20 protein-coding genes and 1 pseudogene are annotated in these 24,690 nt (G+C 73.3%); 10 read left to right on the top strand and 11 right to left on the bottom strand.

Annotated features, from left to right (window positions below; all coding sequences use genetic code 11):
• The first annotated feature begins 1 nt into the window (after position 1).
• From C6361_RS28465 to mptB, 3 genes are all read left to right on the top strand, one after another.
• Positions 2-1,405, top strand: a complete 1,404-nt coding sequence (locus C6361_RS28465; RefSeq protein WP_234359062.1) for a helix-turn-helix transcriptional regulator — start codon at positions 2-4, stop codon at positions 1,403-1,405.
• A gap of 243 nt (positions 1,406-1,648) precedes the next feature.
• Positions 1,649-2,731, top strand: coding sequence for a polyprenyl synthetase family protein (locus C6361_RS28470; RefSeq protein ID WP_107261458.1), 1,083 nt, complete (start codon positions 1,649-1,651; stop codon positions 2,729-2,731).
• A gap of 108 nt (positions 2,732-2,839) precedes the next feature.
• A complete protein-coding gene (gene mptB / locus C6361_RS28475) occupies positions 2,840-4,447 on the top strand; it encodes a polyprenol phosphomannose-dependent alpha 1,6 mannosyltransferase MptB (RefSeq protein WP_107269592.1) in 1,608 nt (535 codons plus the stop codon).
• Positions 4,448-4,523: 76 nt separating this feature from the next.
• On the opposite strand, the gene C6361_RS28480 is transcribed toward mptB, so the two are convergent.
• From C6361_RS28480 to C6361_RS28490, 3 genes are read right to left on the bottom strand one after another with little or no spacing between them, the layout of a single operon-like run.
• On the bottom strand, positions 4,524-4,889 hold the full coding sequence (locus C6361_RS28480) for a lycopene cyclase domain-containing protein (protein WP_107269593.1): 366 nt from the start codon (positions 4,887-4,889) through the stop codon (positions 4,524-4,526).
• 19 nt (positions 4,890-4,908) lie between these two features.
• The gene (locus C6361_RS28485) at positions 4,909-5,241 is read right to left on the bottom strand and encodes a lycopene cyclase domain-containing protein (RefSeq protein ID WP_107261464.1); all 333 of its coding nucleotides are present in this window, start codon (positions 5,239-5,241) and stop codon (positions 4,909-4,911) included.
• Between the two features lie 14 nt (positions 5,242-5,255).
• A complete protein-coding gene (locus C6361_RS28490; RefSeq protein WP_107261466.1) occupies positions 5,256-5,621 on the bottom strand; it encodes an Rv2175c family DNA-binding protein in 366 nt (121 codons plus the stop codon).
• Between the two features lie 188 nt (positions 5,622-5,809).
• On the opposite strand from C6361_RS28490, the gene pknB reads away from it, so the two are divergent.
• A complete protein-coding gene (gene pknB, locus C6361_RS28495) occupies positions 5,810-7,810 on the top strand; it encodes a Stk1 family PASTA domain-containing Ser/Thr kinase (RefSeq protein ID WP_107261468.1) in 2,001 nt (666 codons plus the stop codon).
• Between the two features lie 293 nt (positions 7,811-8,103).
• Here the strand turns inward: pknB and C6361_RS28500 are convergent, their stop codons facing one another.
• From C6361_RS28500 to C6361_RS28510, 3 genes are all read right to left on the bottom strand, one after another.
• Positions 8,104-8,568, bottom strand: a complete 465-nt coding sequence (locus tag C6361_RS28500; protein ID WP_107269594.1) for a PPOX class F420-dependent oxidoreductase — start codon at positions 8,566-8,568, stop codon at positions 8,104-8,106.
• Between the two features lie 65 nt (positions 8,569-8,633).
• Positions 8,634-9,416 (bottom strand): CoA-transferase subunit beta, encoded by a 783-nt coding sequence (locus tag C6361_RS28505; protein WP_107264049.1) that lies wholly within the window; start codon positions 9,414-9,416, stop codon positions 8,634-8,636.
• Positions 9,413-10,234, bottom strand: coding sequence for a CoA transferase subunit A (locus tag C6361_RS28510; RefSeq protein WP_107259017.1), 822 nt, complete (start codon positions 10,232-10,234; stop codon positions 9,413-9,415). Before C6361_RS28510 ends, C6361_RS28505 begins: the two co-directional genes overlap by 4 nt.
• A gap of 216 nt (positions 10,235-10,450) precedes the next feature.
• Here C6361_RS28510 and C6361_RS28515 point away from each other — a divergent pair, with 216 nt between their 5' ends.
• On the top strand, positions 10,451-11,710 hold the full coding sequence (locus tag C6361_RS28515) for an FAD-dependent oxidoreductase (protein ID WP_107271242.1): 1,260 nt from the start codon (positions 10,451-10,453) through the stop codon (positions 11,708-11,710).
• 64 nt (positions 11,711-11,774) lie between these two features.
• On the opposite strand, the gene C6361_RS38415 is transcribed toward C6361_RS28515, so the two are convergent.
• Positions 11,775-12,056: a hypothetical protein gene (locus C6361_RS38415; RefSeq protein WP_107269595.1), complete on the bottom strand. Its 282-nt coding sequence runs from the start codon at positions 12,054-12,056 to the stop codon at positions 11,775-11,777.
• Between C6361_RS38415 and C6361_RS28525 the strand changes: the two genes are divergently transcribed.
• From C6361_RS28525 to C6361_RS28545, 4 genes and pseudogenes are all read left to right on the top strand, one after another.
• A complete protein-coding gene (locus C6361_RS28525; RefSeq protein ID WP_107269596.1) occupies positions 12,049-13,821 on the top strand; it encodes an AAA family ATPase in 1,773 nt (590 codons plus the stop codon). The genes C6361_RS38415 and C6361_RS28525 overlap by 8 nt on opposite strands.
• Before the next feature lie 101 nt (positions 13,822-13,922).
• Positions 13,923-14,570 carry a hypothetical protein gene (locus C6361_RS37215; protein WP_159079518.1) on the top strand — a complete coding sequence of 216 codons (648 nt, stop codon included), beginning with the start codon at positions 13,923-13,925 and terminating at the stop codon, positions 14,568-14,570.
• A gap of 120 nt (positions 14,571-14,690) precedes the next feature.
• Positions 14,691-15,725 carry a questin oxidase family protein gene (locus tag C6361_RS28540; RefSeq protein ID WP_107269598.1) on the top strand — a complete coding sequence of 345 codons (1,035 nt, stop codon included), beginning with the start codon at positions 14,691-14,693 and terminating at the stop codon, positions 15,723-15,725.
• Between the two features lie 89 nt (positions 15,726-15,814).
• A pseudogene (locus C6361_RS28545) lies at positions 15,815-16,744 on the top strand (ADP-ribosylglycohydrolase family protein); the annotation flags it as partial.
• A 211-nt stretch (positions 16,745-16,955) separates the two neighbouring features.
• Here the strand turns inward: C6361_RS28545 and C6361_RS28550 are convergent.
• Positions 16,956-17,888 (bottom strand): hypothetical protein, encoded by a 933-nt coding sequence (locus C6361_RS28550; RefSeq protein ID WP_159079519.1) that lies wholly within the window; start codon positions 17,886-17,888, stop codon positions 16,956-16,958.
• 11 nt (positions 17,889-17,899) lie between these two features.
• Complete coding sequence (locus tag C6361_RS28555; protein ID WP_107269601.1) at positions 17,900-18,550, bottom strand: RNA polymerase sigma factor; 651 nt, start codon at positions 18,548-18,550, stop codon at positions 17,900-17,902.
• A 432-nt stretch (positions 18,551-18,982) separates the two neighbouring features.
• Between C6361_RS28555 and C6361_RS28560 the strand changes: the two genes are divergently transcribed.
• A complete protein-coding gene (locus C6361_RS28560; protein ID WP_159079520.1) occupies positions 18,983-19,987 on the top strand; it encodes a DUF4034 domain-containing protein in 1,005 nt (334 codons plus the stop codon).
• Between the two features lie 66 nt (positions 19,988-20,053).
• Here C6361_RS28560 and C6361_RS28565 read toward each other — a convergent pair whose 3' ends face one another.
• Together C6361_RS28565 and C6361_RS28570 are read right to left on the bottom strand one after the other, a co-directional pair.
• Complete coding sequence (locus tag C6361_RS28565) at positions 20,054-23,671, bottom strand: discoidin domain-containing protein (RefSeq protein WP_107269603.1); 3,618 nt, start codon at positions 23,669-23,671, stop codon at positions 20,054-20,056.
• Between the two features lie 434 nt (positions 23,672-24,105).
• Complete coding sequence (locus C6361_RS28570) at positions 24,106-24,690, bottom strand: YcxB family protein (RefSeq protein ID WP_107269604.1); 585 nt, start codon at positions 24,688-24,690, stop codon at positions 24,106-24,108.

The raw sequence follows: 24,690 nt of genomic DNA on the forward strand, positions 1-24,690 counted from the left end.
CATGCCCCGACCAGAGCATCAGCCGCACGACTCCGCGTCCCGCCACCCGGCCGCACCGGGCTCACTCGGCGCGCTGCTGACCGAGTTGCGCCTCACCCGGGGCTGGAGTCAGCTCCGGGTGGCCGAGCAGCTCTGCGCCGCGTCCGGCGTACCGACGGTCAGCCGGCACGAGGTGTCCCGGTGGGAGCGGCAGCAACGGGTACCCGGCGAGTTCTGGCTGAGCTGGCTGGCGGCCGTGTTCGAGGTGTCCGTCGAGGAGCTGGCCGTCGCCGCCGCCGCGAGCCGACCCAGGGCGGCCGGCGGCACGGGCGGGGACGGCGCAGATGCCGGCGCGGTGCGGGCCCGGCAGGAGCTGCTGGCCTCGGCACATGCCTGGCTCACCGATCCGGACGGGCCGGTCGGACCGGCGGTCACCATCCCGTTCCAGCCGACCCGAGCGCTCCCGGGCGGGCCGGTGCGGGTGACGCCGGACCGATCCGGAACAGCCGGTGCACCGCCGCCCGAGTTGCCGCTCGACGCGGCCGGGGTCGCCGGGCTGCGGCGACTCGACGACGTCGTCGGCGGAGCGGACCTGCTGTCGTCCCCGGCCGGTCGGCTCGCCCTGGCGACGGCACGGTGCGCGACCGGCCGCCCCGGACGGCAGGCGCTGACACTGGTCGCCGAGGCGGCGCAGCTCACCGGTTGGCTGCACACCGACGCGGGAGAGGTCGACGCCGCGCTGCGGGCGTACCGGCTGGCGCTGACCGCCGCCGCCGGAGCCGGTGACCGGAGCCTCGGCGCACACGTACTCGGTTCGGCGAGCCACCTGCTCGGCGCCTTCGGCGACGCCCGGGGCGGCCTGCTGCTGGCCCGTACCGGATATCTCGGCGCCCGACGCACCGCCCCGGCCGGGCTGCGGACGCTGCTGCTGCACCGGATCGCGTTCGCGGCGGCGCGGTGCGGGCGCCGACGACCCGCTCACGCCGCGCTGCGCGCCGCCGACCGGGCGGCCGGACGACGCCAGCCGCCCCGGGAACCGCCCTGGCTCTACTGGCTGGACGAGGGCGAACTTGCCGCGATGACCGGCCGCTGCCTCGCCGCGCTGCGCCGCCCGCTGCGCGCCGAGCCGCTGCTGCGCGCCGCGCTGACCCGGGGCGGGCAGCCGAGGACGGCGGCGGTCTACGGCGCCTGGCTGGCCCGTACCTGTCTGGACCTCGGCGAGTGGGAGCGGGCCGCCGAGGTCGCGGACGCGGCGCTGCTCGACACCGTACGGTCCGGGTCGGCACGGGCGGCGGCGGAGCTGGCCGGCGTCGGCCGGCGGCTCGCGGCGTACCGGGCGGAGCCGGCCGGCCGCCGGCACGCGGCGCTGTCGGCGGCGGCCCGTCGCTACCTGCCCACGGCGGCGCCGGCAGCTCTCGCCGGATGACCACGAGCCGACCGGCCGGCGTGGCCGGGGCGCGCCCGCTGATCGTCGCCCGGCCCCCGCCACCCAGACTCCATCGACGAATCTCTCTGCTTTCGCAGCGGCCCCGACGGCCGGACACAGGAGTTGATCACGCGGGTGAGCAGGGCAGACGGCCGGGCGAGCGGTCCGACACCGGCCGCCTCCCGAAGCCGGTGGCGCGGCCCGCACCGCGCGCTCGGATGGTCGATCCACTAGCGTCATGGCGTGACCGCATCCGCCCCCGTCCCACCGGTCGAGCGCGCCGGCCTCCGCCAGCGGGTCGACAACTCGTTGGCCCGGTTCCTCGGCAAACAGCGCGCCTGGATGACCAGCATCGACGACGGGCTCAGCACGGTCGCCGACGCGCTGGAGGCGTTCGTGCTCGGCGGCGGCAAGCGGCTGCGGCCGGCGTTCGGCTACTGGGGTTACCGGGGTGCGGGTGGGCGCGACTCCGACGAGATCGTCAGCGGCCTGGCCGCGCTGGAGTTCGTGCAGGCCAGCGCCCTGATCCACGACGACCTGATGGACCGGTCCGACACCCGGCGGGGCGAACCGTCGATCCACCGCCGGTTCGCCGCCCAGCACCGGGCCGCCGGCTGGGGCGGTGGACCGGACGGCTTCGGCGAGTCCAGTGCCATCCTGCTCGGCGACCTCTGCCTGGTCTGGTCCGACGAGCTGCTGCACGGCAGCGGCATCGACCCGATCGTGGTCAGCCGGGCCCGGCCGGTCTTCGACGAGATGCGCGCCGAGGTCACCATCGGGCAGTACCTCGACGTGCTCGCGCAGGCGACCCGGGACGCCTCGGTCGACCGGGCGAGCAAGGTCGCCCGGTACAAGTCCGCCAAATACACGGTCGAGCGACCGCTGCTCTTCGGCGCCGCGCTCGCCGACGCGCCCGCCGAGCTGCGGGCCGCATATTCGGGGTACGGGCTGCCGCTGGGCGAGGCGTTCCAACTCCGGGACGACGTACTCGGTGTCTTCGGCGATCCCGGTCAGACCGGCAAGCCGGCCGGAGACGACCTGCGGGAAGGCAAGCGGACCTACCTGGTGGCGGCGGCGCTGGAGGCGACCACCCCGGCCGGACGGGAACTGCTGGACCGCCGGCTCGGCGACCCCGGACTCGACCAGGCCGGCATCGAGGTGCTCCGCGAGGTCATCACCAGCAGCGGGGCGCTGGACCGCACCGAGCGGCGGATAGCCACCCTCACCGACACCGCGCTGGCCGCGCTGGTCGGCGCCGAACTGGAGCCCGAGGCCCGCGAGGTGCTGGTGGATCTCGCGGTCGTGGCCACCCGCCGCAAGGACTGACCCGGACAGGGGTACGGGAGCCGCCCCTCCCCCGGTCGGCCGGGTTTCCCCCGGTCGGTCGAGTGGAACCGTGCGTCCCGGGTACCGGCGGCTGGGGATGCTGGTCTGGTGCGACCCGTCGGAGAGCTGCCCGCCCCGGACCGGCCCACCCGGCTGCGGATCGTCGGGCTCGTCGCCAGCGCCACGCTGACGGCCAGCGCCTACCGGGTCGGGGCACTGCCGACGGGTGCCGCCGAGGCGGCGCCGCTGCCGGACACCTGGGCGGACTGGCTCGGCCTGACCGGCTGGGTCGCCGGGCTGGTGGCGCTGACGGTCACCTGGTGGCGGCTCGGGGTACGGGTACGGCGCCGGCCGGCGAGCGTCCCGCTGGGCTGGCTGCTGCGTACCGGGCTGCTCTGGGCGGCTCCGCTGCTGCTCGCACCCCCGGTCGGCAGCCGGGACGCGTACGCCTACGCCTGCCAGGGCGCGCTCTGGCTCGACGGCGTCGACCCGTACTCCGTCGGGGTGCTGCCGGGCGGGTGTGTCTGGTCGGGTGCCGTACCCGCGCTGTGGCAGGAGACCCCGACCCCGTACGGCCCGCTGGCGGTGGCCCTGGCCGGCGGGGCGGTCGCGGTGGCCCGGCTGGTCGACACCACCACCGACGGCCAACTGCTGGTCGCGGTCGGGCTGCTCCGGGCCGAGGCGCTGGCCGGCGTCGTACTCGCGGTCGCCTGCCTGCCCCGGCTGGCCCGGGCGGCCGGCGTCGACCCGGTCCGGGCGACCTGGCTCGGTCTGCTCTCCCCGCTCGTCGGAGTCCACGCGCTCGGCGGGGCGCACAACGACGCCCTGGTGCTGGGTCTGGTCGTCGCCGCGCTGTCCCTGGCCGCCGGCCCGTCATCAACCCTCGGCGCCGGTCGGTTACCGACCCTCCGCGCCGGCCGGTCGCCGACCCTCCGCGCCGGCCGGTCGCCGACCCTCGGCACCGGCCGGTGGTCGACCCTCGGCGTCGGTGCACTGCTCGGGCTGGCGGTCGCGATCAAGGTCACCGCGATCGTGGCGCTGCCGTTCGCCATCCTGCTCACCGTCGTCCGGCCCGGCTCCAGCCGCACCGCGCCGGCCGCCGCGGCGTTGGCCGGTGCCGGCCTCGGGTTGGCCGGTGCCGGCCTGGCCTTCGCCGGGGTGACCCTGACCACCGGGCTCGACCTGGGCTGGACCTCCGCGCTCTCCGACACCGGCCGGCTGGTGCAGTGGACCTCGGTTCCGACCGGGCTCGGCATGGCGGCCGGATACCTGCTGCGGCTCGCCGGGCACCCGGAGGCGGTCGACGGCGCGGTGGCGGCGGCCCGGCTCCTCGGCCTCGTCGCGCTGGCCGGGACGATCGCGGTACTGCTGGTCCGGGCCGGTCGGGCCGTCCCGGCACCCGACCGGACGGACGCCCGGCGTCGACTGGTCACCCTCACCGGCCTGGCCTTCACCGCCCTGGCCCTGCTCTCCCCGATCTTCTACCCCTGGTACGGGCTGGTCGCCGTCGCCGTGCTCGCGGCGGGCCTCGCCGCGTGGCGCCACGTGCACCGGGTCGCCGTAGCGGTGACCGTACTCAGTTTCCTGGTCCTGCCCGGCGGGTTCGGGCTGGCCGTACTCAGCAAGCTGCCCGGCGCCCTCTTCGACGTGGCCCTGGTGCTGGTGCTGGCCGTCGTGGCGTACCGGAAATGGCGGTCCCCCCGCTCCCAGGGCTGACGGTCCCCCACCCCCGAGGCTGACGGTCCCGCCCCGAGGCTCACGGTCCCGCCGCCGAGGCTGACGGTCGGCGCCGTCAACGCTCCGATCGCTGCCGGTGGAGCAGCCGGAGCAGCGGGGAGCCCTCCCCGGCGGCCGGGGTCCGCTGCACGCCGGCCCGGCCCAGCCGGACCCAGACGCTCAGGGTCAGCAGCACCAGGGCGAAGCCGAAGAGCAGGTCCTCGACCGGCGCGTACGCCAGCCGCCAGCCGATGATCGCCTCTGGGTCGTACCGGACGATGCCCCGGCCGGTCAGGATGCCGTTGGAGAGGAGCTGGAAGAACACGATGATCGGGTACGTGACCCAGAACACCGGCCGGCGGACCAGCCGGGTACGCAGCACGAAGAGGTCGACCAGTACGGCGCCGGCCACCCCGAGCAGGGCGGCCACGGTGTAGCTCACGAGGACGATCCGTCGCCGCTCACGGTGCCTCGTCGCCGGCCGGCCAGCGCCGCACCGCGCGCACCGCCTCGAAGCCGAGGATGGCGCAGCAGGGTACGACGACGAAGAAGAGCAACTCGTCCAGCGGCAGACCGCCGGGCAGCAGTACCCCGGTGGTCTGCTCCGGGTCGAAGGTCCAGTGCCCGGCGGCTATCGCGGCCAGGTCCCAGAGCGCGAAGAGCACCACCACCGGGAGCAGGGTGAGCAGCAGCCGCCGCCACCGCCGCAGCACGTTGACCCGCAGGACCGGCTCCAGCCACAGCGCGGCACCGAGGCACCCGGCGAGCACGGCCAGGTAGGCGAATCGCTCCATCGGCGGGACCCGCCTCAGAAGCCGGTGGCCTGGGCCCGGCGCTTGACCTCCCGGGCCCGGTCGTCGCCGAGCGCCTGCGCCGGCACGCCCGGCAGGGTGTCGTCGGGCAGGTAGAGCCAGCGCAGCGTCGCCTCGTCGTCGTATCCGGCGTCGTGCAGCAGGGTGAGGATGCCCGGCAGGTGCTTGCGTACCGTTCGATTCGCCACCAGCTCGGCCGGGACCACCCGGGTGCCGTCCCGACGGACCGCCAGCAGCTCCCGGTCCCGGATCATCTGGTGCACCTTGCTGATCGTCACCTCCAGGCGTTCGGCGACGTCCGGGAGGCTCAGCCAGCCGGACGGCTCGGTCGGCTGCGGGTCGACAGGTGAGGATTCGGTCACCCGCTCACCTTGCCACGCCACCGCCGACCCGGACGAACGGCTCCGGTCAGCCGGGCGGGACGACACCGGCAAATCCCGCCGAAATGATCTCCGCCGAGCGCGGAACGGGCGACACGAAGTTTTCGCTTCGGCGTCGGCTGTGGCATCCTGTTCTGCCGCTGCCCCCTGGAGACATAGACTGCCTGCCGATGGACATACAGGTCGCCGACACGCTGCTGAACTCGCTGATCGACGGACGCTACCGCATCCGCGGTCGCGTGGCCCGTGGTGGGATGGCGACCGTCTACACCGCCATCGACGAGCGCCTCGACCGTACGGTCGCGATCAAGATCATTCACCCGAACCAGGCACAGGCGGCGCAGGTGCAGCTCGCCGGCTTCCTGGAGCGGTTCACCGACGAGGCCAAGACCATCGCCCGGTTGACCCACCCGAACGTGGTGGCCGTCTACGACCAGGGCACCCACGGCGGCCTGCCGTACCTCGTCATGGAGTACGTCCGGGGCCGGACCCTGCGCGAGATCCTGGCCGAGCGAAAGCGGCTCAACCCGAGCGAGGCGCTCGCGATCCTGGAGCAGATGCTCGCCGCGATCGGTGCCGCGCACCGGGCCGGGCTGGTGCACCGGGACGTGAAACCCGAGAACGTGCTGGTCGCCGAGGCGCCGAGCGGCGGCGCGGGCAACCTGGTCGACAGCGTGGTGAAGGTCGCCGACTTCGGGCTCGCCCGGGCTGTCGAGGCGAGTTCCGACACCACCGAGGGCGGCAACCAGCTGATGGCGACGGTCGCCTACGTGGCGCCGGAGCTGGTCACCGAGGGCCGGGCCGATCCGCGTACCGACGTCTACGCCGCCGGCATCGTGCTCTTCGAGATGCTCACCGGCCGGGTCCCGTACGACGGCGACCGGGCCGTGGACGTCGCCTGGCAGCACGTCGACCGGGACGTACCCGCGCCCTCCGGGCTGGTACCCGGCCTGCCGCCGGTCCTCGACGAGCTGGTCCGGCGGGCGACCCGGCGCGACCCCGGGGCCCGGCCGACGGACGCGGGCGCGTTCCAGAGCGAGGTCCAGGTGGTCCGGGACGACCTCGGCACCGTCGCCAACGCCAACACGGCGATACTCCGGCAGATCCCCGCCGCCGACCACCCGACCATGGTGGTGCAGCAGCCGACCATGGTGGTCGCCTCGGTGCAACCCACCGCCCGTCCGTCCTGGGCCCGCCTGCCCGACCAGCCAGGGGAACGCGCCACCCCGCACCGCCGCCGCGCGGCGACCGGCCCGGGTTCCGATCTCCTCGACCGGGTCCGCCAGGTCGGCGGGCAGCTCTTCGCCGGCCGGGCCTCGGTGGTGGTGACCGTGGTCGCGCTCGCCCTGGTCGTCGCGATGACCGGCTGGTGGTTCGGGTTCGGCCGCTACACCGAGACGCCGAGCCTGGCCGGGCTGGCCGGGACGCAGGCGCAGGCGCAGGCCGAACGGTCGGGCTTCGTGGTCAAGTACGCGGACCCCCGCTACAGCGAGAACGTCGCCAAGGACAGGGTGCTCGCCCAGGACCCCGAGTCGACGAGCCGGATCCGGCGGGGCGGCACGATCACCCTCACCCTCTCCCTCGGCCCGGAGCGCTTCCCGCTGCCGGACGTGGTCGGCAAGACGCTGGACCTGGCCCAGCTCGACCTGGAGAACGCCAACCTGGTCCTGGTGCGCGGCACCGACCGCTACGACGACAACCTGCCCAAGGGCGTGGTGATGGCCACCACCCCGAAGGTCGGCGCCGAGGTCAAGCCCGGCGACAAGATCACTGTCATCGTCAGCAAGGGCAAGGCGCCGATCAGCGTCCCGGTCCTGGTCGGCAAGAACATCAACGAGGTACGCAACATCATCAAGGAACTCGACCTCAAGCTCAGCGAGGAGTACAAGGACTCCGACAAGCCCAAGGACGAGGTGATCGCGCAGACCCCGCAGGACGGCGCCGGGGTGGAGAAGAACGCGCAGATCAAGGTCGAGGTCAGCAACGGCCCGCCGGCCATCGCCATGCCCCGGGTGATCGACATGCCCTGCCAGCAGGCGAAACAGCTCCTGGAGAGCCAGGGCCTGCCCGTCGGGGTGCAGTTCAACCCGAACGGTACGGTCCGGTTCCAGAACCCGAACGAGAACACTCCGGTACCGCCAGGGACCCAGGTTGTCATCACCTGCCTCTGACAGTGAGGATGTAGGAGCGGGTCACCCGGCCGGTCTGACTCAGCCTCTGACTGACCTTGGGTGTCTTCTAGGGGATTCGTCGGTCTGCCCGGGTGACCCGTTCCTGCACTCACCGACCGGGCGCCAAACAAGGACTCAGCAAGAAAGAGATCATGCGCTGCCTCAAGCGCTACATCGTCCGCGAGGTCCACACCGCCCTCCTCGCCGACTTCACCGCCCTCAACACCCCTTGACTTCCATAGGAGCATCCGGCCACCCCGGCCACGCCCTCGGGTCGACTGGGGGCGGCCGGGTCAGTCGGCGAGGCGGGCCGGGAAGCCGCCGGTGGCGACCGGGCCCCAACTGTCGACGGTGACCCGGATCAGCGACTTGCCCTGCCGGCGCATGGCCTCGCGGTACTCGTCCCAGTCCGGGTGTTCGCCGGAGATGCACCGGAAGTACTCGACCAGCGGCTCCAGCGCCTCCGGCAGGTCGAGCACCTCGGCGGTACCGTCGACGTGCACCCACGGCCCGTTCCAGTCCTCGGAGAGGACGCAGAGCGAGACCCGGGGATCCCGGCGGGCGTTGGTCGCCTTCGCCCGTTCCGGATAGGTCGAGACGACGATCCGGCCCTCCGGGTCCACGCCGCAGGTCACCGGCGAGGACTGCGGCCGGCCGTCCGGGCGGGTCGTCATCAGGACGGCGCGGTGCCGGGGTCGGAGGAATTCGAGGAGTTCGGCACGGTCGACACGGGTGTTGGTGGCGATGCTGCGGGTCATTGACCGTTTCTACCAGGCTCGGGCGGTGCTATCAGGCTCGGGCGGGACGGGGTCCCGACGGCCGGTCAGCCTCCGGCCCCGGATCGGCCGTCGCCGGTGGCGGCCTTGAGCGCCCGCAGCACCGACAGCTCCGACCCGGTCGGCGGCGCGCCGGTACGCAGGTCGTCGGCGACCCGCAACCGCCAACCGGTCGCCGCCCGGGCCTGCTCGACCGTGGCGCCGGGGTGCAGCTCGGTCAGCACCAGCTCCCGGCTGGACGGGTCGGGCCGGAGTACGCCGAGGTCGGTGATCACCACCTGTGGTCCGGCCCCGCGCAGCCCGAGCCGCTCCCGGTCACCGGGCCCGGTGCCGTACCCGAAGGAGGTGACGAAGTCGACCCGCTCGACGAAGGTACGCGGACTCTGCCGCATGATGACGATGACCTCGCGGCAGGAGGCGGCGATCTCGGGTGCCCCACCGGCCCCGGGCAGCCGTACCGCCGGGTCGCCGTAGTCGTCGCCGATGACCGTGGTGTTGATGTTGCCGTACCGGTCGAGCTGGGCACCGCCGAGGAATCCGACGTCGATGTTGCCGGGCTGGAGCCAGTAGTTGAAGACCTCCGGGACGCTGACCACGGCGTCGGCGGTGTCGGCGAGGATGCCGTCGCCGATCGAGAGCGGCAGGCGGTCGGGCTTTGCGCCGAGGCACCCGGACTCGTAGATGAGCACGAGCCGGGGTGCGTGGGTCGCCCGGGCGAGGTTGGCGGCGGTACTCGGCAGGCCGATCCCGACGAAGCACGCGGTGCCGTCCCGCAGTTGCCGGGCGGCGGCGACGGTCATCATCTCGTCGGCGGTCCACTCCGCACTCATCGCCGCCACCTCCCGGGGTCGAGAACGTGCTGCCGCATCCAGGCGGTGAAGGTGTCCCGATCGCGGCTGATCGCGTCCCAGGCCTGGTAGAAGTCGTTGTCCCGGACCGAGTAGCCCTGGGCGTAGGAGGGGTGCGCGCCACCGGGCGCGAGGGCGACCGCGTTGACCGCCCAGGTCGGCAGTACCACCTGGGTGGGCATCGGCTCCAGGGAGTCGACGATCTCCTCGACGGTGACCAGGGACCGCTTGGCGGCCAGTACGGCCTCCTTCTGCACTCCGGTGATGCCCCACATCTGCACGTTGCCGGCCCGGTCGGCCCGCTGGGCGTGCACGATCGCGACGTCGGGGTTCAACGCCGGCACGGCGGTGAGCACCTCGCCGGTGAACGGGCAGGTGATGGGCCTGATGGTGGCGGTGTGCCGGGGCAGGTCGGTGCCGGTGTAGCCGCGCAGCACCGCGAACGGCAGCCCGGAGGCTCCGGCGACGTAGCGGTTCGCCATCCCGGCGTGGCTGTGCTCCTCGATCTCCAGCGGGGTGGGCCAGCCGCGCTCCACCGCGTCCCGGAACCGGTGCAGCGAGCCGACGCCCGGATTGCCGCCCCAGGAGAAGACCAGCCGGCGGGCGCAGCCCATCCCGATGAGCTGGTCGTAGATGACGTCCGGGGTCATCCGGACCAGTTCCAGGTCGCGTCGCCGCTGCCGGACGATCTCGTGGCCGGCGGCGAACGGAATCAGGTGGGTGAATCCCTCCAGCGCCACCGTGTCACCGTCGTTGACCAGTTCGGCGACACCTTCGGTCAACGAGACGATCTCAGCCATCCGTCCCCAGTCTCCTGATCGCGCGTCGTCGCCCTGCCGAGCGCGGCGACGGCAGACGGGCGCAGTCGTTCGTTTTGCGTACGCCTGTTCTGATAACGAACGTAGCGTGACGCCTCCCACCCGTCAACGCCACCGGAGCCCGGACAGTTGCGATCTTCGCTGCGCCGGGAGTACGGTGAGGGCATAATTCATCGCCTGTTGAATAAGGTGGTCGCGGTGGACGGACGTACGACCTGCGTCGTCGTCGGCGGTGGACCGGCCGGAATGGTGCTCGGGCTGCTACTGGCCCGGGCCGGCGTCGACGTGACGGTGCTGGAGAAACACGGCGACTTCCTGCGGGACTTCCGGGGCGACACGGTGCACCCGTCCACCCTGCAACTCCTCGACGAGCTGGGCCTCGGCGAGCGGTTCGCCGCCCTGCCGCAGAGCCGGCTGGACGAGGTCGCCTTTCCGGTGGCGCCGGGGCGGCAGATCGTCGTCGCCGACTTCCGCCGGCTGAAGACCCGTTATCCGTACGTCGCGATGGTGCCGCAGTGGGACCTGCTCAACCTGCTCGCCGAGGCGGGCGCCGCCGAGCCCTCCTTCACGCTGCGGATGCGCACCGAGGTGACCGAACTGATCCGGGAGAACGGCCAGGTCCGAGGCGTCCGCTACCGGGGACCGGACGGCGAGACCGGCGAGTTGCGGGCGGAGCTGACCGTGGCCTGCGACGGCCGGTGGTCGATCGCCCGGGCCCAGGCCAACCTGCCGGTCCGGGAGTTCCCGGTGCCGATCGACGCCTGGTGGTTCCGGCTGCCCCGCGACCCGCACGACGACCCGGCCGGGCTCACCCCCCGGGTGGCTCCGGGCCGGTTCGCCGTGGTGATCCCCCGGGAGGACTACCTCCAGGTCGCCTACATCGCCCGGAAGGGCAGCGACGCGCGGCTGCGCGCCCAGGGGGTCGAGCAGTTCCGCCGGGACATCGCGGAACTCGCTCCCGGCTTCGCCGGCCGGGTCGACGCGATCGCCTCGATGGACGACGTCAAGCATCTCGACGTACGGCTGAACCGGCTCGACCGCTGGCACGTGCCCGGACTGCTCTGCCTCGGCGACGCCGCGCACGCGATGTCACCGGTCGGCGGCGTCGGGATCAACCTCGCCGTGCAGGACGCGGTCGCCGCCGCCACGCTGCTCGCCGAGCCGCTCCGGCGGGGCACGGTCAGCGAGGCCGATCTGGCGCGTGTCCGGGCCCGGCGACTGTTGCCGACGATCCTGGTGCAGCGACTACAGCGGCTCATGCACCGGGGCCTGGTCGCGCCGATCCTGGACGGGCGTCGGGCCGGGCCGCCCCGGCCGGTGCTGGCGCTGCTGCGGCGGTTCCCGTTCGCCTCCCTCGGCCCGGCCTACCTGATCGGCATCGGCGTGCGCCCCGAGCACGCGCCGCCGTTCGCCCGCCGCCCACCGGCCCCGGTCGGCACCGAGGGCCAGGCCGGCTGAGCACGACCGGGACCGGGCCGGCGACAACCGGGCCAGCCCCACCGCGCCCGGCTGGCCGCGGCGGTCAGCCACGGTCGGAGCCGCCCGGGTCGGCGTAGGCGGTGAGGCCGGTGGCGAGCAGCCGGAACCCGCCGTCGGCGGCGGCCACCGCCTCCGGGTACACCTCGGCGGCCGTACGTCCGGCGCTGAGCCGCTGCCAGTTCTCCCGGGCGAGTATCCGCTGTACCGCCACGACCTGACCGGCGGCGAGTCGGGCGTCGAGTACGCCGGTCGCCGGTGCCGCCTCGCCGAACGCCTCGGCCAGCGCCTCCTCGTCGTCGGCCGAGTCGGGCCAACCCCTGGTCATCGACTGGCGGGCACCGGTCTCCCGCGCCTTCTACCGGGCCAGCGCCCGGGACCCGCTCGGCGTACGCGAGCGTCGCCGGTACGGCTGGACCAGCCGGCAGCCCGCCGAACTGACCGGTTACGAGGACGAACGCCTCGAACGTGCCGGGGAGGCCGGGCGGCTCGGCGCCGAACCCGGCGACGGGTTGAGCCGGTTGGTCGCCGCCGAGATCGAGCGTCCCCGGGAGGGGCCGATGCGCGACATCGTCGCCACCATCCAGCCCGAGCAGGACGACCTGGTCCGGGCGGATCTCGACCGCTCGGTCTGCGTACAGGGCGGACCGGGCACCGGAAAGACCGCCGTCGGCCTGCACCGGGCCGCGTACCTGCTCTACACCCACCGGCAGCGGCTGCGCCGGGGCGGCGTACTGGTGGTCGGGCCGAACGCGGCGTTCCTGCGCTACATCTCCGCCGTACTGCCCGCGCTCGGCGAGGTGGACGTCGAGCAGTGCACCCTCGCCGAGTTGCTGCCGGAACACCCGGTCGGCGCCGTGGACAGCGCCGAGACGGCGGCCCTGAAACACGACCCTCGGATGGTCACGGTGCTGCGCCGGGCGCTGTACGACCGGATCGCCGAGCCGACCGAGCCGCTGGTGGTCCCGGACGGCTCGTACCGGTGGCGACTGCCGGTGGCGTGGCTGCGCCGCACCGTCCAGGACGTACGCGCCGAGGAGCCGCCGTACGCGATCGGCCGGGAACGGCTCCGCGCCCGGATCGTCGGCCTGCTGCAAACCCGGGCCGAGACCCGGGCGGAGACGCCCAGCGGCGCGTGGTTGCGCAGGATGGCCCGGTGCCGTCCGGTCACCGCCTTCCTCGACGCGGTCTGGCCGACGACCCGGCCGGTGGAACTGCTGGCGTCGCTGCTCGGCGACCCGACCGTGCTGGCCCGGGCGGCGGCCGGGCTGCTCACGCCCGCCGAGCAGTCCACACTCGCCTGGCCCCGGCCACCCCGGACGGTCCGGGCCGCGACCTGGTCCGCGGCCGACCTGGTCCTCCTCGACGAGCTGGGCGGGCTGCTCGACCATCCGGCCGGCTACCGGCACGTCGTGGTGGACGAGGCGCAGGACCTCTCGCCGCTGGAGTGCCGGGTGATCGCCCGGCGTAGCCGGCACGGCTCGCTGACCGTCCTCGGCGACCTCGCCCAGGGCACCACCCCGTGGGCGGCGTCGGACTGGCGGGACCAGTTGGCGTACCTCGGTCGGCCCGACGCCGCCATCGTGCCGTTGACCGCCGGGTTCCGGGTGCCGGCGGCCGTACTCGGCCTGGCGAACCGGCTGCTGCCCGGGTTGGGGGTCGCGGTGGCGCGGACGCGCTCGGTGCGTACCGACGGAGAGGTCCGGGTCCGCGCGGCGGACGACCTGCCGGCCGCGACCGTCGCCGCGGTGCGGGCCGCACTGGTCCGCCCGGGTTCCGTCGCGGTGGTTGCCGCCGACGCCGCGCTGCCCGGACTGGCCGGGGCGCTGCGGTCCGCCGGGATCGCCGTCGGCCGGGCGGACGCGCCCGACCAGGACGCCCGGGTCGCCCTGCTGCCCTCGACCCTGGCGAAGGGCCTGGAGTACGACCACGTGATCGTCGTCGAGCCCGCCGAGATCGTCGAGGCGGAGCCGCGCGGCCTGCACCGCCTCTACGTGGTGCTGACCCGGGCCGTGTCGCGACTCGACGTGCTGCATCACCGGGCGCTCCCGGCCGAGCTGGCGGACCGGGGTAACGGGTCCCTGAAGTGCTGACTTGTCCCACTTTCCGGTGTGGATTTGGCGACATCGAGGGATAGGACTACGGTCAAGGCCGGCTGATGCCGCGAAATGGGGCCAACACGACCGACGGGATCATGGTGACTGTCCTCAACTTTCGGCGTACCCGATCAGACGCCGCGCTCGCCGTGGCGTGCGCGGTGGTCCTGACCCTCTCGGCAGCCTGCGCGGGCGGCGGCGTCGAGCGTCCACAGTGGTCGGACGGGGTGCCGGCCACCGAGCCCTCGTCGGCCGCGCCCAGCCCGACCGAGGCGACCCCGACTCCGCCCCCGACCCCGACGCCCCGGCCCACGGCGGCCCGCAGCACCCGGCCACCGACCACCACCGCACCCACCCGCCGCGCCCGCACCATGGGCGAGCAGACGACCGTGACGGTCAGGGTGACCGGCGGGTTCGGCCAGGCGCAGAACTTCTCCGGCCTGCACCAGGAGGGGTGTGGCAACCCCAGTTTCGGGCTGGTGCAGATCCGGGTGGGCGCGGCCGGCAACGTCTCGTCGGTGTCGTTCCGCTACCGGGTGAGCACCGCCGTACCGTTCGACGGCAGCGGATCCGCCCGGACCATCGGCAGCGACCGGGGGACCTGGCTGGCCAGCCTGGGGCCGTTCCGGGCCGAGCCGCGCAACTCGGCGGGCGGCACGATCACCATCACCGCCACGGCGAAGTTCAAGGACGGCTCGACCCGCACCGCCCGGACCAGCACCCCGCTGAAGGCCTGCCAACGCTGACCCGCGCCCTGCCGACCCCGGCCCCGGCCCTGCTGACCCGCGCCCGCCTTCGCCGACTCTCGCCCCAGCCGGTGCCAGGACGTTGACTTCAACCGAGCTTGAACTTGCAAGCTGTTGAGCATGGCGGACTTCACCCTCGACGAGGCGTACGAGCGGCTTCGGCACACCGGGCCCGAGCGTGACGGCTGGTTGTCGAACCACGCCCCGATGGCGGCGGAGGCCCTGGTCCGACACGGGTACGGAGACCGGGTCCACACCTGGTTGGACCGCTACGCGGACCGGCTGACGGACCGGCCCCGGGGGATCTCGCCGATCCCGGTCGCGCAGTGGCGGGATCCGCTCGGCGACCCCAGCCGGGCCGGCGACTGGCTGGACTACTTCACCCGGGAACTGAGCGGCGAGTCCTGGCAGACAGTGCTGGTCCGCTGGTGGCCCCGGTTGCTGCCCGGTATCGCCGCCGGAGCCACCCACGGGGTGATCCGGGTGGGGCACGCCGTACGCGCGCTGCGCGACGCCGAGACGCCGCCCCGGATCGCCGAACTCGGCGCGGGACTCGCCTACTGGGCCGCCCGGTGGCAGCCGCTCGCCCCGCCCGGCACCGCGCCGTACCCGGTCCTCGATCCGAGGCGGGCGCTCGACCGGGTGCCGAGAGTGCCCGACCAGCGGTTCGGAATCCGGGCCCGACTGGCCCAGCTCGCCGGATCGGCCGAGTGGCCGGCCGCCGCCGGAGCGGTCCCCGGAGACCCCGGCGCGACCGTCCCGGAGCGGCTGGCGGCCATCGTCGACGCCGCCGTCGTCCGGTACGGCAGCCACGGTTATGCCAGCCCGGTCATGCTGGTGCACGCGGCGACCGCCCCGAACGCGGTGCTGCGTACCCTGCCCGCGCTGCCGACGGAACTATGGCAGCCGAGTCTTGCCGCCGCCTGGGCAGCCACGGCCGCGGTCACCGCCGCCTACGCGCCGGCGGAGGCACGCGCCGTACCGGCCGTCCGGCCCGACCAGGCGTGCGACGAGGTGTGGAGCCGGGCGGTGCACTCCGGGGACGAGCACGCGATCAAGTTCGTCGACACGGCGATCGACACCTACGGCCGCAGCGGTGACCGGGCACTGCCCGGCCTGGTCGCCGAGTCGATCCGGCCGCTGACCGGCGACTGACCTCGTCGGTCCGACACCGGAGCCACCACCTCAACCAGTGGACGCCGGGGGTGGCCGGGCCCGGACCGGGTTGGGCATGATCGAGGGTGATGTCCTTCGTCCTGCACGAGCCGGCCCGGCTCGACCTCTGCTACGACAGCCTGCACGGGCTCTCCGTCGGTGACGCGCTCGGCGCACAGTTCTTCATGGTCGGCCGGTCACCCGCCGACCTGGCGGCGGGTCGACCCCCGGCCGCCCCATGGGAGTGGACCGACGACACTGAGATGTCCTGCTCGGTGGTTGCCGAACTCGCCGCGCACGGCGAGATCCGGTCCGACCGGCTCGCCGCCGTGTTCGCGGAGCGCTGTGAACCGTACCGGGGCTACGGGGCGGGCGCGGTGGTGATCCTGCACCAGATCCGCGACGGGGTGCCGTGGCGGGACGCCGCCCGCGAGGCGTTCGGCGGAGAGGGCTCCTGCGGCAACGGGGCGGCGATGCGGGTCGCTCCGCTCGGCGCGTACCACGCCGACCGGCCCCGCCTGGCGGCCGAGCAGGCGATCCGGTCCGCCGAGGTGACCCACGCCCACCCGGAGGGGATCGCCGGGGCCGTACTGGTCGCGGTCGCCGCCGCGCACGCCGCCGCGGCCCGGCTCACCGGGGTACGCCCCTCCGCGCCCGAGTTCGTCGACCGGCTGGAGCCGTACCTGGTCGACGGGCAGGTACGCCGGGGAGTCGAGCGGGCCCGTCGGCTGCTCAGTGCTGCGGCGGTGACCGTCGAGGAGGCGGCGTACGAGTTGGGCAACGGGTCACGGGTGACTGCCCAGGACACCGTCCCGTTCGCGCTCTGGGTCGCCGCGACGCATCTCGGCGACTATCCGGCCGGGATCAGCGCGTGTGTGACCGCCGGTGGGGACATCGACACGACCGGGGCGATCGTCGGGGGCGTGTTGGCCGCGTACACCGGGATCGGGGACCGGCCCGACGCGGTCGGCGTGCCGGCGACCTGGCTGGCCGCCCGGGAGGCGCTGCCCGACTGGGTCGACCGGCGCCTGTTCGACGAGCCGGGCTCTGCTCCCGGCTCCGTTCAGGGCTCCATTCCTGGCTCTGCTCCGGGCTCCGATCCGGGCTCCGCTCCTGGCTCTGATCCGCGATAGGCGGTCACCGACGACGGCCCGGGAACCGCCGCCTCGGTCCGGTGGCCGAGCCGGAGCCTGAGCCCGTGGTGGCGGTGGCGGTGGCGGTGGCAGCCGCTCAGCGGGACCCGTTGGCCCCGGGGTGCCGGTCGGCCGGCCTGCCGGGCGGACTGCCCGGCCCGCCCTTGTCGCGGGGTTTGTCCGGGGCGCCGCCACGCTTGGGATCGGCGGCCAGCAGCCGTCGGCAGTAGTCTTCGACCTCGGCGCGGCCGCCGGCCGCCCGGACCAGCGCGGCGGACGCCGGGCGGCGGGCGGCGGGACCGGAACCGTGGCCACCCTTCACAAAGGCGCGACACTGCGCCACGAGCGCCTGGGGCGGCAGAGCGCGGCCGGACGGGCCGGGCCCGGTGGCCGGAGGTGCGGTGCGGTGCGGTGCGGGCGTCGGTGCCGGTGCGGTGGTCGGCGGTGCGGTCGTCCGCCCGCCGTTCGGGCCCGCGTCCACGCTCGGTGTGCTGCGCGGTGGACCGGCGGGACGCAGCGCGGGGATCTCCGCGGCCAATGCCACCCCGGCGGTGAGGGTGGCGACGAGCGCGGCGAGCCAGCCGAAGGCGCCGGCCGTCAGCCGTCGGCGGCGGCCCGGCGGCCGGGTCGACGCACCGGCCGGGGTGTCGGGGATCTCGGATGTCCGGGCTGTCGCCGCCGGGCCCGCCGTCGCCCGGGCGTCACGGACCGCCCGGAACGCCGCCACCGCCGCGTCCTCGCCCTGGAGTTCTCCGGGCCGGGCCGGCGCCGCCGCCACGGCGAGCAGCTCGGCCACCGGATCGCCGAACGAACCGCCCACCGGATCGGCCAGCGGACCGGCGACCCGATCGGCCACCGAAGCGGCCACCGAAGCGGCCACCGGATCGGTCACCGGATCATCGGCCCGATCGCCGACCGGTTCGCGGACGTCGCCGTGCGCCTGCCGGGCCGCTGCGGCGCCGGCCGCGACGGCGTCGAGCAGCCGCTCGGCCGCTTCCGGACCAGGCCGGCGGCGTCGACGGAAAGCCATGCTCATCTCTCTCAGCGCCATCCCTGTCCAGCCTCGACATCCTCGCTGGACCGTACGTCGGCGACCGGTGCGACCGCCGGTCCGCCGTCGGCCGCCGACTCCGTCGCCCCGTCCCGCCCGTTCTGCTCGTTCTGCGCCAGGACGCGGGCCAGTCGCCGCAGCCCGCGGTGCGCGGCGGTACGGACGGCTCCGGGTCGCTTGCCGAGCACCCGCGCGGTGCTCTCGGCGTCCAACCCGATCACGGTACGCAGCAGCACCGCCTCGGCCTCGGTACGCGGCAGGGAGGCGATCAGCGCGACGGCGGTGTCGGTACCCAGCCCCTCGTCGACGCTCGCGGCGGTGTCCTCGGCGCCCGGCAACTCGGAGAGCGCCTCGACCGGTACCGACACGGTCGGCCGGCGGCGCTGGTGACGGAGGTGGTCCAGTGCCCGGTTGCGGGCGATCCGGGTGGCCCAGGCCCGGAACCCCGGCCCGCCGGCGAAGGTTGCCAGGTCACGGGCGATCTGCAACCAGGTCTCCGACGCCACGTCCTCGGCGTCCGAGCCGACCAGCACGGTCAGGTAACGCAGCAGCCCGGGCTGGAGTTCCCGGTAGAGCATCCGGAACGCGTACTCGTCGCCCTGCTGCGCCGACCGGACCAGGGCACTCAGCTCGGCCGGCACGGTTCGACTCCGTTACGGGACGCCCCGGTCCCGCCCGTCCGGGGTGCCGTCCGGAACTGGTGACGGGATACCGGAGCGCTTTCCGCAGCGTCTCGTCGTACCGTGCGCCGTCGTCGGATCCCGATCCGCACCGGTCGTCCCCCGTCCACGTGATCGCCGTCCCACGCTAGGGGCGGGCCGAGCCCGCAGGCAAGTTGTCGCCCCGTCGGAACGAGTGAGATATCTCTGCCGGCCGGCCCGGTGCGTCCCGGTAACACGATTCCACCGTCCGGCGCTGTCGTGGTGCGTTCCGGTCCGCTTTCGCCAGCGTGTGCCCCGCCGGTCGAGGCTCGCCTTCCGCCCGGGTCCCGTTGCCCGGTAACCTCTGCGCTTCGACAACGGGGAATGCGCGTCGAGTCCGGCACACGGGTCGACGACGGGGGAGGGGAAACGGTGGTCTGGCCGTTCCGTAGAAAGCAGGCCGCGGCGGTGTCGGGGGCTCCGGCCAGCACCGCGCCGCCGATCGACAAGGCCAAGGGCGATCCGGGGGCGGCCCGGCTGCGCGCCGCGCTCGCCCAGCGGGACTGGGTGACCGCCCGCGACTTCCTCGACTCGGTCGGGCACCCCGACGACCGGGCGTTCTATCTCGGCGTCTGCGCGGACGTCGAGGGGGTGCAGGACTGGATCGGGGACTGGATCGCCGCCGAGCCGCACTCCACGCTGCCGATGCTGGTACGCGGCTGCCACGGCGTCTACTGGGCCTGGGAGGCGCGCGGCGGCGCCACCGCCGAGCACACCAGCCAGAGCCAGTTCAAGGGCTTCTTCGACCGGTTGCGGATGGCCGAGAACTGCCTCGACGAGGTGGTGGACCGGGACCCCGACGACACGACCGCGTGGACCTTCCTGGTGACCGCGGCCCGGGGCCGCCAGGTCGGCCGGGAGGAGGCGATGCGCCGCTTCGCCCAGGTGGTCGCCCGGCACCCCACGCACCAGACGGCACACCAGCAGATGTTGCAGTACCTCTGCAAGAAGTGGTTCGGCAGTACGGAGGAGATGTTCGACTTCGCGCGTACGGCGGCGGCCAAGGCACCGGCCGGGAGCCTGCTGCACGAACTGGTGGTGGTGGCGCACATCGAGCACTGGCTCGGCCTGCCCAGCGAGGAGAAGGACCCGTACATCATGAGCCCGGCGGTACGGGCCGAACTGCGGGCGGCGGCGGAGCAGTCGATCTGGCACCCGGAGCACCAGCGCCGGCCGGGCTGGCCCAGCCCGTACAACTCGTTCGCGCTCGCCTTCTCCTTCGCCGAGGACTATCCGGCGGCGGCGGCCGTCTTCGACGCGATCGGCGACAACGTGACCGAGTGGCCGTGGTACTACTCCAGCGGCAGTGACCCGGCCGGGCGGTTCGCCACCTGGCGGGACATCGCGTTCGCCCAGCGGCACGAGCAGCCGCGGTAGCGCCGGTAACGCCTGCGGGGTGTCACCGGAAGCACCCGCTTCCGGCGACACCCCGCCCGGCCGTCGTCAGGGGTTGACGGTGATGGTGAAGGTGGACGTGGTGTTCCGGATGTTCTGGTAGTTGTTGCTCATCCGCAGGTTGTTGAAGACCGCCGAGCCGACCGCCGGACCCTGACCCGGCTCCGGCATCTCGTTCGCCCAGATGCCGAACCCGGACTTCGCGTCGTACGCGTCGCCGCTGCGCTGCGCCCCGCTGATGGAGATGTTGGTGAACACGGTGTCGGTCACCGGGTTCTCCGGACTGCTGCCGTTGTATTTCGTCTGGAACATGATGCCGTGATAGGTCGGGTCCACGATGTCGACGTCACTGACCCGGATTCCGCGCATCTCCTTGGAGGCGGAGAAGACCCAGATCGCGGGGAAGGTCTGCGCGCCCCAGAAGTGGCCGCCGGACCGGACTATCGAGGCGTTCTCCACCCGGGTGATCCCCGGCCCGAACCCGACAAACGGATAACCGAAGTCGAGTGAGCTGATGGTGATCCCGGAGTAGACGAGCTGGTCGGCGATGTACATGTTGCGGAAGGTGTTGTTCTGTCCGCCGTACACCGCGACCCCGGCGGCCCGCCAGGTCAGCGTCGCCGTCAGGTTCTCGAAGACGTTGCCGGTGTTCGCCCCGCCACCGGCGTCGGTGGCGGAGAAGAGCGCGAACGCGTCGTCCCCGTTGCCGCGCCCCTCGACGTTGCTGACCAGGTTGTTGGTGCTGCCGTTGGTCATGTTGACCGCGTCGGCGAAGGTGTTGCGGATCCGCGAGTTCTTGATGGTGACGTTGCTGACGTGCACGCCCCAGAACATGCAGACGGTGTGTTCGACCCAGACGTTGTCGAAGGTCAGGTTGGAGACGTTCGACAGCTCACCCCAGACCTTGCCGGGGCCGTCGATCCGGGACGTGTAGTTGCCGAAGAAGGCGAGGTGCTCGAAGGACGAGCCGTTCGCCGTACCCTCGACCCGGAAGCCGGCGTCGGTGTTCTCCTGGCCCGGCGGGGTCTGGAACCGGGTGTACCACATGCCGGCGCCGACCACCTTGACCGCCTTGCCGTACACCTGGAACTTGTTCGAGGTGCTGTAGGTGCCGGCGGGCAGGTAGACCCCGACCAGGTTGCCGGTGGTGTCCATTCGGACCCGGTCCAGCGCGTTCTGCACGTCCTGGTGGCCGGTGCCGGTCGGCGTGGTGTAGCGGGCCGGGTCCGGGTTCGGTCGCGGTGAGACCTGCTCGGTGTTGACGAAGTCGATCGCGTACGTGGTGCTGTTGGCCGGATCCTTCTGCAACCTGATCCGGCTGCCGGCCGGGATCGACGAGTTGAGCATCACGTTCGCCTCGTCGTAGATGTGCCGGGGGCCGCCGGAGCCGGGCGAGTTGTTCGGGCTCGCCTCGGCACCGTAGAGCCAGGCGTACCGGCTGGTCAGGTCGATGGCCTTGTGGAAGGTGCCGTTGACGTAGATGTTCAGCGTCGAGTTGGTGCCGCCGCCGCCCGGGGCGTCCGGCATGGAGAAGCGGGTCACCAGGGTGTTGGTCGGGGCCCGGGTGGTCCACTCGACGTAGGCGCCGGTGCTGTTCAGGGTCACCGCGCGCCGGCCGGACGCCTCACCGGCGAGGTCGCCGACGGTCCGGTTCGGTCCGACGATCGCCGCGCCGCCGCCGAGCGTGCCGTCCTCGGCCTCGTACATCTCGTACGGCATGTTGGCGCCGCGCCCGACGAAGAACGGCGTGTCGCTGGTGTTGTTGCCCTGCTTCACCGGCAGTTCGTTGGCGTCGGCGGCGAGTACGGTCCGGACCGTGTACCGGCCGTTGGCCGCGATCCAGGTGCCGAGGCTGACCGGCGCGGTGCTGGCCCCGGCCGCGATGGTGCCGGTGTACGAGCCGGTCAGCGTGCGTACCGCCGTGCCGCTGGCGTTGAGCACGGTCACCGTGATGCCGTGCGCGCCGCCGGCCGAGGCGCTGGTGCCCTGGTTGCGGATCGCCACCGTGAAGGTGACCGTCTGGCCGTTCGCCGGGGTGCTCGGCGACCAGCTCGGGATCGCCACCAGGTCCGAACTGGCCACCGGGGCGACGGTCAGCGTGGACGGGTTGGTGAAGCTGTTGTTGGTTTCGCTCTGCTCGACGACCGAGTTCGCCTCGTCGACCTTGGCGGTCAACTGGTACGTGCCGGCGTTGCGCGGCCCCGCGTTCGCGGTGACGGTACTGCTGGCCCCGGCGGCGAGCCCACCGACGGCGGCGGTGCCGACCAGGGTCGTACCCAGGTAGAAGTTGACGTTCGTGGCGCCGGAGGCGGCGGTGCCGGCGTTGCGGACGGTGGCCGAGACGGTGATCGCGGTGGTCTCGACCGGCGCTGCCGGGCTCCAGGTGGCGGCGGTGACCGTCAGGTCCGGGTTCGGCGCCGGCACTCCGAAGACCTGGAACTCGGCGACCTGACCGGCGGGCGCCCCGCTGTTGGAGGTGATCGAGAGCCGGATGTCGGCGACGTTGCCGCTGACCGGGATGGTGACGCTGTTGCCGCTGCCCGGGTTGAAGTTGTAGAGCGTCGCCGCCGACAGGGTGCCGAACGACGAGCCGCTCTGCTCGCGGCCGAGCACCGCGATGGTCTGGCTGCGCGGGCCCCAGGCCGGGTCCGGGTTCAGCCGGACGACCACCGAGCTGACCGTGGCGTTCGCGCCGAGCTGCACGGTGAGCACGCTCGGGTACGCCCCGCCGGCTCCCTCCCAGTACGTCGCCACGTTGTCGTCGTTGGCGTTGGCCGCGACGAAGGTGTGCACGGTCGACGAGGCGGTGATCGGCCTGCCGACCGCCAGGTTCGTCCCGGCCGGCGGGTTCCCGGTGCCGGTGCGGGTCACCGTGTTGCTGTTCGGCGACACGTTCCCGGCGGCGTCCCGGGCCCGTACGTGGTAGGAGACCGTCGCGCTGGCCGGCTGGTTGTCGGTGTACGTCAGCACGTTGCCGAGGTTGGCCCGGAGCGTGCCGTTGGCGTAGACGTCGTAGCCGGTGACGCCGACGTTGTCGCTGGCGGCGTTCCACGTCAGCCGGATCTGCCCGCTGGCCGGCTGGGTGTAGGCCAGGTTGGTCGGCGCGGTCGGGGCCTGGCTGTCCGGGCCGCCGGTCGGGCCGTGCACCTCCAGCTCGGAGAGTTGACCGGCCGGCCAGCCGTTGTTGGCGGTGATGTGCAGCCGCAGGTAGCGGGTGTTGGTGGCCGGCAGGTTGATGGTGACGGTGTTGCCGCTGGCCGGGTTGAAGGTGTAGCCGGTGGCGGCGACGAGGGTGCTGAACGTCGAGCCGTTGCTGCTGTTCTGCACGGAGAGGGTCTGGGTCCGGGTGCCCCAGCCGAGCGGCAGTTTGAGCACCAGCCGGTTCACCTCGGCGGCGGAGCCGAGGTCGGCCTGGATCCACTGTGGGAACGCGTTGTTGTTGCTCTCCCAATAGGTTGCCGGGTTGCCGTCGCCCGCGTTGCCCGCCGGGTACTCCGGGTGGGAGCTGCTGGCGCTGAGGGTGGCGGCGACCGCGACCTCGGCCCGCGCGGGTCCGGTGTCGGGGCGGGCGGCGGCCGGGGTCGGGAAGAGCGATCCGGCGGCCACCAGCAGTCCGGTGGCGAGCGTCGCCGCGATCAGGCGGGGTCTTGGTGGTAGCTGTCTCATCGTGTTCCCTTGGCGCTCGTCGGAACCGACTGGGAGGTGCTGCGAGCGGCCGGGCCTGGTCGGCGGCTGGCCCGGCTGCCGCCCGCCGCCGAAGGCGAGCGGTGGCGCCGTCCGTCCGCCTGTCCACCGCCGCCGCGACCCCGCCGAGGGTCGATCCCCGTGGGCAGCCGGGGAAGGAGCACAGAGAACGCCTGTCCAGAAATTCCGGGATGTAGAAAGCTATCTAGCAACTAGTGACCCGAAACTTGCGTGGTGTCGTCGTAATGTTGCAGACGCGCTACGGCCGCGTCAACACCTCGGCCGGATCAGGCCGGATCGATGCGGGGGGAGTGGGGCGATTTACCCGGATCGATATTATTTGCGGGCCCCGGCTGCTGGCCCCGGCGGCGGGCTCCGGCTGGCGGCCACGGGTCACCGGTCGACGCCGGGCCGGTTCAGCCGAGCCGGTTGCTGTGCGCGGCGAGAAGCGCCCGCAGCGGTGCCGGGTCGGCGCCGCCCAACCCGCGCTTCGGCAGCACCAGTACGGCCGCGCCCCGGCGCCGGGAGGCGAGCAGCACGAAGGAGCGCTCCGTCTCGACGTACAGCGGGTGCATCACCCAGCCGCTGCGCATCTCCCCGCTGACGTTGCACACCCGGACCCCGGTCTCGTCGACGACGGCGGTCATCGGCTGGGTCAGCGCCGGGTTCGCCCGGACGAGCAGCCCGACGTGCAGCCGGTAGATCAGTCGGGGATTGCGGAGGAACCGGCGCAGCAGGAAGTCGACGCCGGCCACGATCGGCATCAGCACCACCAGGAGGGCGAGCACCGCCAGTGCCACGACCGTGGAGAAGTCCCCGGCCAGCGCGGCCCGGACGAGGACGGCCGCGACGACCACCGGAGTCAGGATGGTGGTTGGCCAGCGGAGGTACCAGGGGTGGTGAAAGCTCCGGGAATGCGCGGCGAACCCGTCGAGCAGGTCGTCGACGGTCAGCGTGTACCGCAGCGTCAGCTCGCCGGTCATCACCTTCTCCGAAGCCAT

This window comes from Plantactinospora sp. BC1 (assembly GCF_003030345.1).
Classification (GTDB): Bacteria; Actinomycetota; Actinomycetes; order Mycobacteriales; family Micromonosporaceae; genus Plantactinospora.